The following is a 15,322-nucleotide window of genomic DNA, read 5'->3' on the forward strand; positions in this document are numbered from 1 at the left end:
CCGGTGATCCCGCTCGCCACCCACCACGGCACCGCCCTGCTCGCCGGGCACGAGGGCACGCTCACGCTCGCCTCGGCCAACGAGACCGTCCTGAGCGGGACCCTGCTGGTCTCCCTGCCCATCGCCCTGCTGGCCGGTCTCATCTCGTTCTTCTCGCCCTGTGTGCTGCCGCTCGTCCCCGGCTATCTGAGTTACGTCACCGGGGTCACCGGCACCGACCTGGCCGAGGCCCGGCGCGGCCGGGTCGTGACGGGCGCGGCACTCTTCGTCCTCGGCTTCACCGTGGTCTTCGTCTCGGGCGGAGCGCTCTTCGGCTTCTTCGGCCGGGAGCTCCAGATGCACGCCGAGGTGATCAACAAGGTCCTCGGTGTCCTGATGATCCTCATGGGCGTCTTCTTCATGGGGTTCCTGCCGGGCGTCACCCAGCGCGAGTTCCGCATCCACAAGCGGCCGGTGAGCGGCCTGGCCGGGGCACCGCTGCTGGGCGCGCTCTTCGGGATCGGCTGGACGCCGTGCATGGGCCCGACGTTCGCCGCGGTGAGCACGCTCGCGTTCAACGAGGGCACGGCCGGACGCGGCGCGATACTGACCGTCGCGTACTGTCTCGGACTCGGTGTCCCGTTCGTCCTGGCCGCGGTCGCCTTCCGCAGGGCACTCGGAGCGTTCGGCTGGGTCAAGCGCCACTACGCGTGGGTGATGCGGATCGGCGGCGGCATGATGATCGTGACCGGGATCCTGCTGCTGACCGGTGTGTGGGCGACGCTCATGCAGCAGATGCAGACCTGGTCCAACGGCTTCACTGTGGGGATCTGAGTTCATGGGCAAGACGAACACCACGGACACCGGCGCGGGCGCCGCCGCGGCCGAGCGCGAGCAGGAGCGCGTCGACAGCGCGGCCGGCGAGCGGCTCTCCACCGCGCCCCGCGAGGAGCGGCCCGAGACCGAGCCCCAGGCCGGTACCGGCGTCCCCGCCATGGGGGTGGTCGGCTGGATCCGCTGGTTCTGGCGCCAGCTCACCTCGATGCGGGTCGCGCTGATCCTGCTGTTCCTGCTCTCCCTCGGCGCCATCCCCGGCTCGCTGATCCCGCAGACCAGCGTGGACGACCTGAAGGTCCAGAACTTCAAGGACCAGCACACCACGCTCTCCCCGATCTACGAGAAGTTCCAGCTCTTCGACGTCTACAGCTCGGTGTGGTTCTCCGCGATCTACATCCTGCTGTTCGTCTCCCTCATCGGCTGCATCGTGCCGCGCACCGGCCAGTTCGTCGGCCAGCTCCGCAGCCGCCCGCCGGGCGCCCCGAAGCGGCTGACCCGGCTGCCCGCGTACACCACCTGGCGCACGGAGGCCGAGCCCGAGGAGGTCCGCGAGGCGGCCCTCGGCGTGCTGGGCAAGCGGCGCTTCCGGGCCCACACGGTGGGCGACGCGGTCGCCGCCGAGAAGGGCTACCTCCGCGAGGCCGGGAACCTGGTCTTCCACGTCGCACTGATCGTGATGCTGGTGGCCTTCGCCGCCGGGCAGCTCTTCAAGTCCGAGGGCGGCAAGCTGGTCGTGGAGGGCGACGGCTTCGCCAACACGCTCACCCAGTACGACGACTTCAAGTCCGGATCGCTCTACGACACGGACTCGCTGGCCCCCTTCAGCTTCGTCCTGGACGACTTCGTCGGCACGTACGAGGAGAGCGGCCCGCAGCGCGGCACGCCCCGCACCTTCGAGGCCCGGGTGAAGTACACCGAGGGCGTCGAGGGGCCCGAGCGCAAGGGCGTCATCCGCGTCAACGAGCCGCTCGTCGTGGACGGCACCAAGGTCTATCTCATCGCCCACGGCTACGCCCCGGTCGTCACCGTCCGGGACGGCAAGGGCAAGGTCGTCTCGCGGAACTCCGTACCGCTGCTGCCGATCGACAACAACATCACCTCCACCGGCGCCATCAAGGTGATGGACGGCTACCGGGACAAGAACGGCGTCAAGACGCAGCTCGGCTTCAAGGCCTTCTTCGTGCCGACCTTCGCGGGCCACGGCAAGGGCCAGATGTTCTCGCAGTTCCCGGGGGCGGAGTTCCCGGTGCTGGCGCTGAGCGCCTACAGCGGCTCCCTCGGGGTGGACTCAGGCCTGCCGCAGAACGTCTACCAGCTCGACACGTCCCAGATGAAGGAGTTCAAGAACGAGGACGACGAGCTGCTCAAGAAGATGCTGCGCCCCGGTGAGAAGCTGGACCTGCCCGACGGCGCCGGTTCGATCACCTTCGACGGCATCGAGGAGTGGGCGAGCTTCCAGATCTCGCAGCAGCCGGGCAACGGCCTCGCGCTCGGCGGCGCCGTCGCCGCCATCGCCGGACTCGCCGCCTCGCTGTTCATCCAGCGCCGCCGGGTCTGGGTCCGGGCGGTGCGGGGCGCGGACGGGGTGACCGTCGTGGAGATGGCGGGCCTCGGCCGCAGCGAGTCCGCGAAGCTCCCTGAGGAGCTGGGAGACCTCGCGGCCGCCCTGATCACGACTGCGCCGGTCGCCCCGGAGAAACCCGCAGTGTCCACGTCCATGGACGTGGACGGACCCGACGCCACGAACGAGGCCGGGAGCCGGCCCGTACACCCTGCTGAAGCACCTGCCGAAGGGGCTGAGAAGTGAATCTCGCCGCCGCAACCAACGAGAGCCTGGCGCACACCAGCAATGTGCTGATCTATTCGTCGATGGCCGTCTACACCCTGGCTTTCTTCGCGCACATCGCGGAGTGGGTGCTCGGCAGCCGCAGCAAGGTCGGCCGTACGGCCGCCGCGCTGTCCGGCGCGGCCGGCGGTTCCGCCGCCGCCCCGGTGGTCGTCCAGGCCGGCTCCACCGCCGTGCTGGAGCGGCCGAAGGTCGTCACCCGTGCGGCCGCCGGGACCCGTGACGTGCCCGACGGGCCGGGCGCCGCGGGCGGCACGTTCAAGGGTGACCTGTGGGGCCGGATCGCGGTCTCGCTGACCGTGGTGGCCTTCGTCGTGGAGGCGGGCGGTGTCATCACCCGCGCCCTGTCGGTGCAGCGGGCCCCCTGGGCCAACATGTACGAGTTCTCGATCACCTTCTCCACCGTGGCGGTCGGCTCGTACCTGGTGCTGCTCGCGCTGAAGAAGAACGTCCGCTGGATCGGCCTCCCGCTGGTCACCACGGTCCTGCTGGACCTCGGCATCGCGGTCACGACGCTCTACACCGACAGCGACCAGCTGGTGCCCGCGCTGCACTCGTACTGGCTGTGGATCCACGTCTCGACCGCGATCATCTGCGGCGCGGTCTTCTACCTCGGCGCGGTCGGCACGGTGCTCTACCTCTTCCGCGACAGCTACGAGAACAAGCTCGCCTCCGGTGGTACGCCGGGGAAGTTCGCCGCCTCCGTCATGGAGCGGCTGCCCTCCGCGTCGTCGCTGGACAAGTTCGCGTACCGCATCAACGCGGCCGTCTTCCCGCTCTGGACGTTCACGATCATCGCGGGCGCGATCTGGGCGGGCGACGCCTGGGGCCGGTACTGGGGCTGGGACCCCAAGGAGGTCTGGTCCTTCATCACCTGGGTCGCCTACGCCGCCTATCTCCACGCCCGCGCCACGGCCGGCTGGAAGGGCCGCAAGGCCGCCTATCTGGCGCTCGTCGCCTTCGCCTGCTGGCTGTTCAACTACTACGGCGTGAACATCTTCGTCACCGGTCTGCACTCCTACGCCGGGGTCTGAGACCGCGTACGTACGAAGGCGCCCCGGACGGATACCGAAACCGTCCGGGGCGCCTTCGTACGTCGTCAGCTCAGCGGGGTGTCCAGGACCGCCTTGCGGTGGCTGAACGTCTCCAGGGAGTAGCGGCCGTGGTAGCTGCCCATGCCGCTCTCGCCGACCCCGCCGAACGGCAGGTCCGAGACGGTCAGATGGGCCAGGGGCAGCCCGATGCCGACCCCGCCCGACGAGGTCTCGGCCAGCAGCCGCTCCCGTACGGCGGGGGAGTCGGTGAACGCGTACAGGGCCAGCGGCTTGTCCCGGTCGTTGATGAAGCCGATCGCCTCGTCCAGGCCGTCCACCGTGACCAGCGGCAGGATCGGGCCGAAGATCTCCTCGCCCATCACGGGCGCGTCCGGCGCCACATCGGCGAGCACGGTCGGCGCGATGTACTTCGTGTCCCGGTCGTGGGCGCCGCCGGTCACCGCGGTGCCGGAGTCGAGCAGGGCCGTCAGCCGGTCGAAGTGGCGCTCGTTCACGATCCGCCCGTACTCCGGGTGCTCGGCCGGGTCCGTCCCGAACAGCCCCTCCACCGCGGCCGCCAGCGCCTGCGCGAGGGCCGGGGCGGTCTCCGGGTCGGTCAGTACGTAGTCGGGGGCCACACAGGTCTGCCCGGCGTTGAGGAACTTCCCCGAGGCGAGCCGCCCGGCCACGGCCTTCAGGTCCGTACCCCGGTCGACGAAGACGGGGGACTTGCCGCCGAGCTCCAGGGTGACCGGGGTGAGGTGCTTGGCGGCGGCCGCCATGACGATCCGGCCGACCGTGCCGTTGCCGGTGTAGAAGATGTGGTCGAAGTGCTGCTCCAGCAGGGCGGTGGTCTCCTCGACCGCGCCCTCCACGACCCCGACCGCGTCCGTGTCCAGATACTGCGGCAGCAGCCGGGCCACGGCGGCGGAGGTCGCGGGCGCCAGCTCGCTGGGCTTGACCACCACGCAGTTCCCGGACGCCAGGGCGCCCACGACGGGGGCGAGCAGCAGCTGCACCGGGTAGTTCCACGGCGCGATGACCAGGACGACACCGAGCGGGTCCAGCACGGTGTGCGCGGTGGCACCGGTGGGGGCGAGATGCGGCGGTACGGGGGCGGGCTCGGGCCGCAGCCAGCCGGCGAGGTGCTCCAGGGTGTGGTCGATCTCCCGGACCGTGAAGTCGATCTCGGTCCGGTACGCCTCCTTGCGGCTCTTGCCGAGGTCGGTGCGGAGGGCATCCGCGAGGTCGTCCCCGTGCTCGGTGAGCAGGGCGCGCAGCCGCTCCAGCTGGCCGGTGCGCCAGGCGAGGTCCTTGGTGCGGCCGGTGCGGAAGGTGGCGCGGAGGCGGGCGACGAGCTCGGCGGGCGTTTCGGACATGTGGGGGCTCCTAAGGAGGGTCACGCGTGCTCCTGAGGAGGTCACGTGTGCTCATGAAGAGTCACGCGTGCTCCTGAAGGGGGGCGCGTGCGGTGCATGCGTTACCCCTTCGAGGATGGCCGACGCCGCCCCCGGGACGCGCCCACCGCGCCGGTCGGAAAGATCACCCCTGCCCGGAGGAATAGCCCCTCAGGAAGTGGGCGGGGACTTGTCGTCGGGGCCCGTACCGCCATCGCGGCGCTTGAGCTCCTCCTCGGCCTCGGCCTTCTCGGCCTTCCTGGACTCCGCCTCCGCCTCGGCCTTCCTGGCGTCCTTGTCGTCCTTGAGCGACTTGAGGAAGTCGGGGTTGTCGTCCGGGGCCACCCACTGCTGCCGCCTGCCCCGCTGCCACGAGGAGGGGCCGGTGCCGGTGGCCGCGTTGCGGCGGGCCTTGCCGGCGAAGAGCCACACGACCGGGCCGACGATCCAGAACAGCAGGATGATGAAGACCCAGGCGATCTTCGGCAGATGCCTGGTGTCCTCCTCCGAGGTGTTCAGGCAGTCGATGAACGCGTAGATCGTCAGAGCCAGCGGGACGATGAACAACAGGGCTCTCATGGTGCGTCCCCCAGTGAGCGGCGGCGGGGCTCGGTGTTTCCCCGGTGTCGCGGCCAGGGTACCGGCTGGCCGCCGTCGATCCGGGGCCCGGCGGCGGGGAGCCCCGGCGGGGCCGGGCGGAGGGGGATGACAAACTGGACCGCATGGCTTACGACGATCTCCGCTCCCTGCTCCGGGCTCTTGAACGCGATGGTGATCTCAAGCGCGTCAAGGCCGAGGTCGATCCTCACCTGGAGGTCGGTGAGATCGTCGACCGGGTGAACAAGGCGGGCGGCCCCGCCCTGCTCTTCGAGAACGTCAAGGGGTCCTCGATGCCCCTGGCCATGAACGTCTTCGGCACCGACCGGCGCCTGCTCAAGGCCCTCGGGCTGAAGTCGTACAGCGACATCAGCGACAAGATCGGCGGGCTGCTCAAGCCGGAGCTGCCACAGGGCTTCGTCGGAGTCCGGGAAGCCTTCGGCAAGCTCGGCTCGATGGTCCACGTACCGCCGAAGAAGGTGAAGTCCGACGACGCGCCGGTCCAGGAAGTCGTGCTGAAGGGCGACGACGTCGACCTGGAGCAGCTGCCCGCGCTCTTCACCTGGCCCGGCGACGGCGGCTCCTTCTTCAACCTGGGCCTCACCCACACCAAGCACCCCGAGACCGGCGTCCGGAACCTGGGGCTCTACCGGCTCCAGCGCCACGACAAGCGCACGATCGGGATGCACTGGCAGATCCACAAGGACTCCGCCAACCACTACCAGGTCGCCGCCCGGCGTGGTGAGCGGCTGCCGGTCGCCATCGCCTTCGGCGCCCCGCCCGCCGTGACGTACGCCTCCACCGCGCCGCTGCCGGGGGACATCGACGAGTACCTCTTCGCCGGGTTCGTCCAGGGCAAGCGGATCGAGATGGTCGACTGCAAGACCGTGCCGCTCCAGGTCCCCGCCCAGGCCGAGGTCGTCATCGAGGGGTGGCTGGAGCCGGGCGAGATGCTGCCGGAGGGCCCGTTCGGGGACCACACCGGCTTCTACACCCCGCAGGAACCGTTCCCCGCACTGACCATCGACTGCGTCACCATGCGGAAGCGGCCGCTGCTCCAGTCCATCGTGGTGGGCCGGCCGCCGACCGAGGACGGGCCGCTGGGCCGGGCCACGGAGCGCTTCTTCCTGCCGCTGCTGAAGATCATCGTGCCGGACATCGTGGACTACCACCTCCCCGAGGCGGGCGGCTTCCACAACTGCGCGATCGTCTCGATCGACAAGAAGTACCCGAAGCACGCGCAGAAGGTGATGAGCGCGATCTGGGGTGCCCACATGATGTCGCTGACCAAGCTGATCGTGGTCGTCGACTCCGACTGTGACGTCCACGATCTGCACGAGGTCGCCTGGCGGGCGCTCGGCAACACCGACTACGCCCGGGACCTGACCGTCACCGAGGGCCCGGTCGACCATCTGGACCACGCCTCCTACCAGCAGTTCTGGGGCGGCAAGGCGGGCATCGACGCCACCCGGAAGCTGCCCACGGAGGGCTACACCCGGGACGGGGGCTGGCCGGAGATGGTCGAGTCCGACCCGGAGACGGCGGCGAAGGTCGACCGCCGCTGGAAGGAGTACGGACTGTGAGCAGTGCGGCAGAGGCGGCGGCGTCCGTACCCGGTTCCGCGCCGTCGGACAGCAGGGTGAAGTCCTTCCTGCGGCTGGTGATGATCGAGCACTCGGTCTTCGCGCTGCCCTTCGCCTACATCGCCGCGCTGACCGCGATGTTCCAGCTCGACGGCACGATCCACTGGGGCGTCCTGCTGCTCGTCACGCTCGCGATGGTGGGGCTGCGGACGTTCGCCATGGCCGCCAACCGGATCATCGACCGGGAGATCGACGCCCGTAACCCGCGCACCGCGGGCCGCGAGCTGGTCACCGGTGCGGTGTCGGTGAAGTCGGCCTGGACGGGGGCGCTCGTCGCGCTCGCCGTCTTCCTGGGCGCCGCCGCCCTGCTCAACCCGCTCTGCCTGGTGCTGGCGCCGCTCGCGGTCGTGCCGATGGTGGTCTATCCGTACGGCAAGCGGTTCACGAACTTCCCCCACGCGATCCTGGGTCTCGCGCAGGCCATCGGGCCGATCGGCGCGTGGCTCGCGGTGACCGGCAGCTGGTCGTGGGACGCGGTGATCCTGGGGCTGGCCGTCGGCATCTGGATCGGCGGCTTCGACCTGATCTTCGCCTGCCAGGACGTGGCTGCGGACCGGGCCCACGGGGTGCTCTCCTTCCCGGCGCGCTTCGGTATCCCGGCGGCGCTCTGGGGCGCCCGGGTCTGTCACGTGATCACGACGGGGCTGCTGGTCTGGTTCGGCCTGGCGACGGACGCCGAGGTCTTCTACTGGATCGGCATGGTGATCGTCGCGGTGGCGTTCGTCTACGAGCACCGGGTGGTGCGGCCGCACGACCTGTCCCGGCTGAACCGCGCCTTCTTCTCCGTCAACGGCTTCATCGGCATGGCGCTCTTCGCCTGCGCGCTGCTGGACCTGCTGCTGCGCGGCCTGACCCCGTAACCGGGCCGCTCAGACGGTGACCAGGTTGTCCGGGCCGCGACGCGCGGGCGGCCTGCGGAAGAAGAAGGCCGCCGCCACGCCGCCTATCAGCCCGAAGAGGTGGCCCTGCCAGCTGACGCCCGAGTCGGTGGGCAGGACGCCCCAGAGCAGCGAGCCGTAGACCACGGCGACGCCGATGCCTATCAGGACGTCCCAGGGGCGGCGGTCCACGAAGCCGCGGACCAGCAGATAGCCCAGCAGCCCGAAGACCACGCCGGAGGCGCCGAGCGTCACCGTGAACGCGGGGGCGGTCAGCCAGACGCCGACGCCGCTGACCAGGATGATCGTCACGACGACGGCGGCGAACCTGCGCAGCCCGCCGAGGGCGGCGATGAAGCCGAGGACCAGCAGCGGGACGCTGTTGGAGGCGACGTGCTCCCAGCCGCTGTGCAGGAACGCGGCGGGCACCACGTCACGCAGCTCGGCCATCTCGCGCGGGCTGATGCCATAGGTGTCGAGTGCGTGTCCGGTCGCTACGTCGATCCCTTCGAGGATCCACAGCAGAGCGACGCAGCCCACCATGAGGATGCCGGCCGTGAGCGCCCGTGCGCCGCCGGTCGTGGTGGAGCCGGTGTTGCGGTCGGTTGTCCAGTAGTCGCCCATGGTCTGTCCCTGCCCCCGGGTTGCTGTCATCTGTGGAACGTCCCGGGCCGCCGCCCGGTTCCGGGTGCGGGGTGCCGGGGTGTGCCGGATAGGCTCGCTGCTGTGGAATCCGGGACTTCAGTGACTCATCAGCAGCGGCGGCCTTGGATTGTCGGGGTATCCGGTGCTTCGGGGACCCCGTTCGCGGCGGCCGTCCTGCGCGGGCTGCTGGCGGGCGGCGAGAGCGTGGACCTGGTGGTGAGCCGGGCCTCGCGGCTCACCCTGCTGGACGAGACCGGCATCGCGTTCCGGGACGGGCACTGGCGCGAGGACCTGCGCTGTTGGCTGGAACGCGGCGCCGACGGGAAGCGGGACGCCTTCGCGGTGGGCGACGCGGAGCTGGAGCGCGTACGCCACTGGCCGGCCGGTGATCTGGCCGCCGGGCCGTCCTCCGGGTCGTACCCGGCGAAGGGGATGCTCATCGTGCCGGCCTCGACGGCCTGTGTGGCCGGGGTGGCGCTCGGTCTGTCGAAGGATCTGCTCCAGCGGGCCGCGAGCGTGACGCTCAAGGAGCGCCGCCCGCTCGTCGTCGCGGTGCGCGAGACCCCGCTGAGCGGCCAGACGCTGAAGCAGATGGTGGCCCTGGACGAGGCGGGCGCGGTCGTGCTGCCCGCCTCTCCGGCGTTCTACGCGGGCGCGACGCACATCCAGGACCTGGTGGACTTCGTCGCGGGGCGGGTGCTGGACGCGGCCGGGGTGGAACACCGGCTGTACCGCCGCTGGGAGGGAGAGCTCGGTGGCGGCTCCCGCAGCCCGGGTGAGTGAGGGGCGCGGGTCAGCGCTTCTTGGTGGTGCGCGGGGCGCGGGTCTTGTCCACGCGGTGCGCGGCGGCGGGCTGGTGGGCACGCGAGCGGTTGGCCAGGTCCTGCAGCTCGCGCATCCGGGCGTAGGCCATCTCGATCGTGTACACGGTGAAGTTCACTCCTGAAGATTCGAAAGCATTTCTTGGATGTTCTAGAAGATTTGCAGGGCCTGAGCCCTGCATGCCTTAGATTCTACACGTAGACTCGCGGTACTGCTGAACAATGGAAGGTTTCAGTCATATGGACGCGGTGGACAGGCAGCTCATCCAGGCCCTCAGAGAGAACGGCAGGGCCTCGTACGCCGAGCTGGGACGGCTCGTGGGGCTCTCCGGGCCCAGCGTCACCGACCGCATCAACCGGCTGGAAACCGCCGGTGTCATCACCGGCTACCGCGCCACCGTCGACTCGGCCTCGCTCGGCCTCGGCGTCACCGCGCTGATCGGGATCTCGCTCTCGGACGCCGCCGACCACGAGGACGTCGCCCGTCGGCTCAAGGACCTCGCGGAGATCGAGGACTGCTGGTTCATCGCGGGCGACGACTCGTACATGCTCAAGGTGCGGGTCGGTGACGTGGACGGCCTGGAGAAGACGATCCGGCGCCTCAGCGGCACGAAGGGCGTCTCGCGGACCCGTACCACGATCGTGCTCTCCACCAAGTGGGAGAACCGGGTCGGGGAACTTCCCGAGGAGTCGTAGGCGTACGGTTGGTGCGGTCTGTTGTACGGAGGAAATGGGAGGCGGCCAGGTGGACGCGGGACTCAAGCGCGAGCTGGAGCAGAAGGTCCGGGCCGGCGAGCGGCTGACCCGCGAGGACGGGATCGCGCTCTACGCGTCCGACGACCTGGCGTGGCTCGGCGGGCTGGCGCACGAGGTGCGCACCCGTAAGAACGGTGACGTCGTGCACTTCAACGTCAACCGCCACCTCAACATGACCAACGTGTGCACCGCCTCGTGCGCGTACTGCTCGTTCCAGCGCAAGCCGGGCGAGAAGGACGCGTACACGATGCGGATCGAGGAGGCCGTCAGCCTCGCCAAGGCGATGGAGGGCGAGAACCTCACCGAGCTGCACATCGTCAACGGACTCCACCCCAACCTCCCGTGGCGCTACTACCCGCGCTCGCTCAGCGCGCTGAAGGAAGCCCTGCCGGACGTGGCGCTGAAGGCGTTCACGGCGACGGAGATCCACCACTTCGAGACCATCTCGGGCCTGAGCGCCTCCGAGATCCTCGACGAGCTGATCGACGCCGGTCTCGAATCGCTGACCGGCGGCGGCGCGGAGATCTTCGACTGGGAGGTCCGCCAGCACATCGTCGACCACCGCACCCACTGGGAGGACTGGTCGCGCATCCACCGCCTCGCGCACGAGAAGGGGCTCAAGACCCCCGCGACGATGCTGTACGGGCACATCGAGGAGCCCCGTCACCGCGTCGACCACGTGCTGCGGCTGCGCGAGATGCAGGACGAGACCGGCGGCTTCCAGGTCTTCATCCCGCTGCGCTACCAGCACGACTTCGTGGACATGAAGGACGGCAAGGTCCGCAACAAGCTCCAGGCGCGCACCACGATGGCTACCGGCGCCGAGGCACTGAAGACCTTCGCCGTCTCCCGGCTGCTGTTCGACAACGTGCCGCACGTCAAGGTCTTCTGGGTGATGCACGGCGTGCAGACCGCCCAGCTCGCGCTCCAGCACGGCGCGGACGACATGGACGGCTCGGTCGTCGAGTACAAGATCACGCATGACGCCGACGACTTCGGTACGCCGAACAAGCTCGGCCGCGAGGATCTGCTGGACCTGATCCGTGACGCCGGTTTCCGGCCGGTCGAGCGGAACACCCGGTACGAGATCCTGCGCGAGTACCCGGGTCCCGAGGCGGACCGGCGCGAGTCGCCGCAGCCGATGCGGGTCTGAGTCCAGCTCCGTCCACCGCGTCGTGCGAAAGCCCCGGCCGCCGTCCCCGGCCGGGGCTTTCTCGCGTTCCGGACAGGGTTGAGCCGACGGTTGGGTAATGGTTAGTCTTGCCCTATGCCACTTACCTTCGAGCTGGATCCCGTGTTCTCGCCCACCCTGCGCGACGGCATCACCGCCCTGTGGGCCGACGTCAGCAACGCGGGCGGCGCCGTCGGGTTCGTCCCGCCCGTCACGGCCGAGGAGATCCGGCCCGAGCTGCTCAAGCACCTCGTCGCCATCGAGCAGGGCCGCACCCGGCTGCTCGTCGGCCGCGACGAGGAGGGGGCCGTCGCCGCCACCGCTTTCCTCACGCTGAACACCCACCGGCTGATGAAGCACTGGCTCTGGCTCTACACGGTCATGGTCCACCCCCGCCACCAGGGCAAGGGGTACGGTCGCGACCTCATGGCCGCCACCGCCGACGCGGCCCGCTCAATCGACGGCATCGAGGCGATCCGCCTCACCTGCCGCGGCGGCACCGGCGCCGACCGCTTCTACGCCGCCTGCGGCTACAAGGAGGTCGGCCGGGTCCCGGGCGGCATCCGGGTCGCCCCGGGCGACGACCGCGACGACATCGTCTTGCTGCTCCCGCTGGGGCCGGCCACCCCCTGAAGGTCCGGCCACCCCCTGAACCCCGAGGGCCCCGGGAACCCCCTTAACCCTGAGAATTCGGGCCATGCTTCACTGGACGGGCAGGAGTGTGTCGAGAGTTCATGGGAAGAGAGGGCCTGCCGTGTCCGCTGCCAAGCCGAGCGCGATGATCCGGTACACGGCATTGCGCCTGTTGATCTTCGTCGGCTGCTTCTTCGCCGCCGGTGTCGCCGTCCACTTCGGGCTGGTGCCGTCCGGACTCGGAGGCTCCAACGTCGTCTGGGTGATCCTCCTCGGCCTCGTCCTCTCCGCCCCGCTCAGCTACGTCCTGCTGCGCAAGCAGCGCGACGAGATGTCCGAGCAGATCATCACCACGGTCGACCGGACCAAGGCCCGCCTCGACGCGAACCGCACCCGCGAGGACGCCGTTCAGTAAGCTTCCTCACACGCACGCCCCCGCGGGTCGTGCCATGTGAACTTCCCGCAGAGCCCCGGACCGGAGCGCATCGCTCCCGTGCCGGGGCTCTTGGCGTTTCCGGGGCGCCCGGAGGTGGTGCGACCCCTGAGTCGGGGGCCTGTTCCGTGGTCAAAGAAAGGCTTTGAGGTTCCCAAAGTTCAAGTGTTAACGTATTCGACATGAAGACAGCAGTGCGCCTCCGTCACGCCGCGAGCATTCCGCTCGTGGCGCGCCTGCATGTCGATCTCTGCCGCTGTATGTCCGCGGTCTGTTGCCGCGAGGTCTGATTACGGCATCATGCAGCGGCGCCGCCCTTCGACGCGGGCGCCGCGACCCCGTCCCCGTTCCACCGCACGTCCGTACGCCTGTCCTCGTACGTCCCGATGCGTCCCCCACTGGAGTGTGTCCGTGTCCGCGAATTCCGCGTCCGCCGCCCCCGAGGCCGAGCAGCCGTCCACCGGCTCCGGTCCGCGTATACCCAAGGTCCCGTTCTGGGCCCAGATCGTCGCCGGTCTGGTCCTCGGTGTCCTGCTCGGCTGGCTGGCCCGCAGCCAGGACGTCTCCTGGCTCGTCACCACGCTCGACAAGGTCGGCTCGATCTTCGTCCAGCTGCTGAAGCTGGCCGTCGCCCCGCTGGTCTTCTTCGCGATCCTGGTGTCGATCACCAACCTGCGCAAGGTCAACAACGCCGCCCGGCTGGCGACCCGCACCCTGCTCTGGTTCATGATCACGTCGCTGATCGCGGTCGCGATCGGTCTCGCGATCGGCCTGATCACCAACCCGGGCTCCGGCACCGGCCTCACGCCGAAGGACGGCAAGCTCCCCGAGAACCGCGGCAGCTGGATCGACTTCCTGACCGGCATCATCCCGGACAACGTGATCACGCCGTTCACCGAGCTCAACGTTCTCCAGATCGTCTTCATGGCGGCCGTCGCCGGTATCGCGGCCCTCAAGCTCGGCGACAAGGCCCAGCCGATCCTCACGCTCAGCCAGTCGATCCTGGAGCTGCTCCAGAAGGCCCTGTGGTGGGTCATCCGCCTCGCCCCGATCGGCACCGTCGGCCTCATCGGCTACGCCATCGCCGACTACGGCTGGGACCTGATCGGCAAGTACGCGACGTTCACCGCCGACGTCTACATCGGCTGCCTCCTGGTGATGTTCGGCGTCTACCCGCTGCTCCTGGCCACCGTCGCCAAGGTCAGCCCGCTCCAGTTCTTCAAGGGCGCCTGGCCCGCGATCCAGCTGGCCTTCGTCTCCCGCTCCTCGGTCGGCACCATGCCGGTCACCCAGCGGGTCACCGAGCGCCTCGGCGTTCCGAAGGAGTACGCCTCCTTCGCCGTCCCGTTCGGGGCGACCACGAAGATGGACGGCTGCGCCGCGATCTACCCCGCGCTGGCGGCGATCTTCATCGCGCAGATCTTCGACGTCCAGCTGGGCATCGGTGACTACGTGCTCATCGCCTTCGTCTCGGTGATCGGCTCGGCGGCCACCGCCGGTCTCACCGGTGCGACGGTCATGCTGACCCTGACCCTGTCGACGCTGGGTCTCCCGCTGGAGGGCGTCGGTCTGCTGATGGCCATCGACCCGATCCTGGACATGATCCGCACCGCCACCAACGTGGCCGGTCAGGCGCTGGTCCCGGTCATCGTCTCGGCCCGCGAGAAGATCCTCGACCACGACAAGTACAACTCGGCCTCGGCCTCCCCGATCGACGCGTTCGGCTCGTCCGACGACGCCGGCCGGGACGAGGACCGCGACCGCACGCCGGAACCGAAGGACGCGGTTCCGGTCACCGCCTAGCGGCAGCCCGGCCCGAGCGCCCCTGGTCCACCCCGCGAGGTGGGCCAGGGGCGCTTCCGCGTCGGGAGGGCGGGAACGGGCGGGCTGCCGGGCGGCTGTGTCGGCGGCGCGGCGCGGCCCGCCGTACCCTTGCCGGGAGCAGGGCTGCGGGGCGGGACTGTGGGGCGGGACTGTGGGGTGGGGAGGATGTCGGACGTGGGTGCTGTGAAGGGCAAACGGATGCCACGCGCCGTGCGTGAGCGGCAGATGATGGACGCCGCGGTGCAGACCTTCGGGCAGCGCGGGTACCGGGCCGCCTCGATGGACGAGATCGCGGAGCTGGCAGGCGTCTCCAAGCCGTTGGTCTACCTCTACCTGCACTCCAAGGAGGACCTCTTCTCCGCCTGTATCCGGCGCGAGGCACAGGCCCTGGTGGCGGCGGTGCGGGCCGGGGTGGATCCGGAGCTGCCCGCCGACGGCCAACTCTGGTCGGGGCTGCGGGCGTTCTTCACCCACACCGCCGAGAACCCGGACGGCTGGGCGGTGCTGCACCGCCAGGCGCGGTCGCACGGGGAGCCGTTCATCAGCGAGGTCGTGGTGATGCGCGACGAGATCGTCGCGTTCGTGACGGGCCTGATCGGCGCCGCCGCCCGCGAGGCCCACCGTGACCCCGCCCTCGTGGACCGGGACGTGGCGGGCCTGGCCCAGGCCCTGGTGGGCGCCGCGGAGTCGCTGGCGGGCTGGGCCAACGACACCCCGGGCGTATCGGCCAAGGAGGCCGCGGCGACCCTGATGAACTTCGCCTGGGCGGGCCTGGAGAACCTGATGCACGCCCGGCCGTGGCAGCCGCCGGCGGACGCGTCGTAGGGG

Annotated in this window: 16 protein-coding genes; 12 read left to right on the forward strand and 4 right to left on the reverse strand. The window is 69.9% G+C overall.

The annotated features are described in order from the left end of the window. Nucleotides 1-3: 3 nt before the first annotated feature. Genes ACK8N7_RS21060 through ccsB form a run of 3 tightly spaced genes read left to right on the forward strand, consistent with a single transcriptional unit; the run spans nucleotide 4 to nucleotide 3,696 of the window. Entirely contained in the window at nucleotides 4-813 is an 810-nt protein-coding gene (locus ACK8N7_RS21060) for a cytochrome c biogenesis CcdA family protein (protein WP_403212805.1), read from the forward strand. Nucleotides 814-817: 4 nt separating this feature from the next. Further along, nucleotides 818-2,623 carry a cytochrome c biogenesis protein ResB gene (gene resB, locus ACK8N7_RS21065; RefSeq protein WP_500443674.1) on the forward strand — a complete coding sequence of 602 codons (1,806 nt, stop codon included), beginning with the start codon at nucleotides 818-820 and terminating at the stop codon, nucleotides 2,621-2,623. Continuing rightward, entirely contained in the window at nucleotides 2,620-3,696 is a 1,077-nt protein-coding gene (gene ccsB / locus ACK8N7_RS21070; protein ID WP_403212801.1) for a c-type cytochrome biogenesis protein CcsB, read from the forward strand. The genes resB and ccsB overlap by 4 nt, the downstream gene beginning before the upstream one ends. Nucleotides 3,697-3,761: 65 nt before the next feature. On the opposite strand, the gene ACK8N7_RS21075 is transcribed toward ccsB, so the two are convergent. Continuing rightward, nucleotides 3,762-5,075, reverse strand: coding sequence for an aldehyde dehydrogenase family protein (locus ACK8N7_RS21075; protein WP_500443676.1), 1,314 nt, complete (start codon nucleotides 5,073-5,075; stop codon nucleotides 3,762-3,764). Between the two features lie 189 nt (nucleotides 5,076-5,264). After that, the gene (locus tag ACK8N7_RS21080; protein WP_500443678.1) at nucleotides 5,265-5,672 is read right to left on the reverse strand and encodes a PLD nuclease N-terminal domain-containing protein; all 408 of its coding nucleotides are present in this window, start codon (nucleotides 5,670-5,672) and stop codon (nucleotides 5,265-5,267) included. A 143-nt stretch (nucleotides 5,673-5,815) separates the two neighbouring features. Here ACK8N7_RS21080 and ACK8N7_RS21085 point away from each other — a divergent pair, with 143 nt between their 5' ends. Both ACK8N7_RS21085 and mqnP read left to right on the forward strand, forming a co-directional pair. Continuing rightward, nucleotides 5,816-7,273, forward strand: a complete 1,458-nt coding sequence (locus ACK8N7_RS21085) for a menaquinone biosynthesis decarboxylase (protein ID WP_164238464.1) — start codon at nucleotides 5,816-5,818, stop codon at nucleotides 7,271-7,273. After that, nucleotides 7,270-8,193 carry a menaquinone biosynthesis prenyltransferase MqnP gene (gene mqnP, locus ACK8N7_RS21090; protein WP_403212795.1) on the forward strand — a complete coding sequence of 308 codons (924 nt, stop codon included), beginning with the start codon at nucleotides 7,270-7,272 and terminating at the stop codon, nucleotides 8,191-8,193. The genes ACK8N7_RS21085 and mqnP overlap by 4 nt, the downstream gene beginning before the upstream one ends. 9 nt (nucleotides 8,194-8,202) lie before the next feature. Here the strand turns inward: mqnP and ACK8N7_RS21095 are convergent, their stop codons facing one another. Then, nucleotides 8,203-8,835 (reverse strand): rhomboid family intramembrane serine protease, encoded by a 633-nt coding sequence (locus tag ACK8N7_RS21095; protein WP_500445800.1) that lies wholly within the window; start codon nucleotides 8,833-8,835, stop codon nucleotides 8,203-8,205. 120 nt (nucleotides 8,836-8,955) lie between these two features. Here ACK8N7_RS21095 and ACK8N7_RS21100 point away from each other — a divergent pair, with 120 nt between their 5' ends. After that, a complete protein-coding gene (locus tag ACK8N7_RS21100) occupies nucleotides 8,956-9,639 on the forward strand; it encodes a UbiX family flavin prenyltransferase (RefSeq protein ID WP_403212793.1) in 684 nt (227 codons plus the stop codon). Nucleotides 9,640-9,649: 10 nt separating this feature from the next. On the opposite strand, the gene ACK8N7_RS21105 is transcribed toward ACK8N7_RS21100, so the two are convergent. Continuing rightward, nucleotides 9,650-9,796: a hypothetical protein gene (locus ACK8N7_RS21105; RefSeq protein WP_018512700.1), complete on the reverse strand. Its 147-nt coding sequence runs from the start codon at nucleotides 9,794-9,796 to the stop codon at nucleotides 9,650-9,652. 121 nt (nucleotides 9,797-9,917) lie between these two features. Between ACK8N7_RS21105 and ACK8N7_RS21110 the strand changes: the two genes are divergently transcribed. The 6 genes from ACK8N7_RS21110 to ACK8N7_RS21135 all read left to right on the forward strand — a co-directional run bounded on the left by ACK8N7_RS21110 (nucleotide 9,918) and on the right by ACK8N7_RS21135 (nucleotide 15,319). Next, entirely contained in the window at nucleotides 9,918-10,373 is a 456-nt protein-coding gene (locus ACK8N7_RS21110; RefSeq protein ID WP_010063935.1) for an Lrp/AsnC family transcriptional regulator, read from the forward strand. Between the two features lie 49 nt (nucleotides 10,374-10,422). After that, nucleotides 10,423-11,586, forward strand: a complete 1,164-nt coding sequence (gene mqnE / locus ACK8N7_RS21115) for an aminofutalosine synthase MqnE (RefSeq protein WP_031126089.1) — start codon at nucleotides 10,423-10,425, stop codon at nucleotides 11,584-11,586. Between the two features lie 114 nt (nucleotides 11,587-11,700). Continuing rightward, nucleotides 11,701-12,237, forward strand: a complete 537-nt coding sequence (locus ACK8N7_RS21120) for a GNAT family N-acetyltransferase (protein WP_500443682.1) — start codon at nucleotides 11,701-11,703, stop codon at nucleotides 12,235-12,237. A gap of 121 nt (nucleotides 12,238-12,358) precedes the next feature. Further along, nucleotides 12,359-12,652 carry a DUF4229 domain-containing protein gene (locus tag ACK8N7_RS21125; protein ID WP_015609248.1) on the forward strand — a complete coding sequence of 98 codons (294 nt, stop codon included), beginning with the start codon at nucleotides 12,359-12,361 and terminating at the stop codon, nucleotides 12,650-12,652. Nucleotides 12,653-13,081: 429 nt separating this feature from the next. Beyond that, on the forward strand, nucleotides 13,082-14,473 hold the full coding sequence (locus tag ACK8N7_RS21130) for a dicarboxylate/amino acid:cation symporter (protein WP_500443684.1): 1,392 nt from the start codon (nucleotides 13,082-13,084) through the stop codon (nucleotides 14,471-14,473). Between the two features lie 219 nt (nucleotides 14,474-14,692). Further along, complete coding sequence (locus tag ACK8N7_RS21135) at nucleotides 14,693-15,319, forward strand: TetR/AcrR family transcriptional regulator (RefSeq protein ID WP_403212908.1); 627 nt, start codon at nucleotides 14,693-14,695, stop codon at nucleotides 15,317-15,319. Nucleotides 15,320-15,322 lie beyond the last annotated feature (3 nt).

The organism is Streptomyces griseobrunneus (assembly GCF_046713465.1).
In the GTDB taxonomy this organism is placed as follows: Bacteria; Actinomycetota; Actinomycetes; order Streptomycetales; family Streptomycetaceae; genus Streptomyces; species Streptomyces microflavus.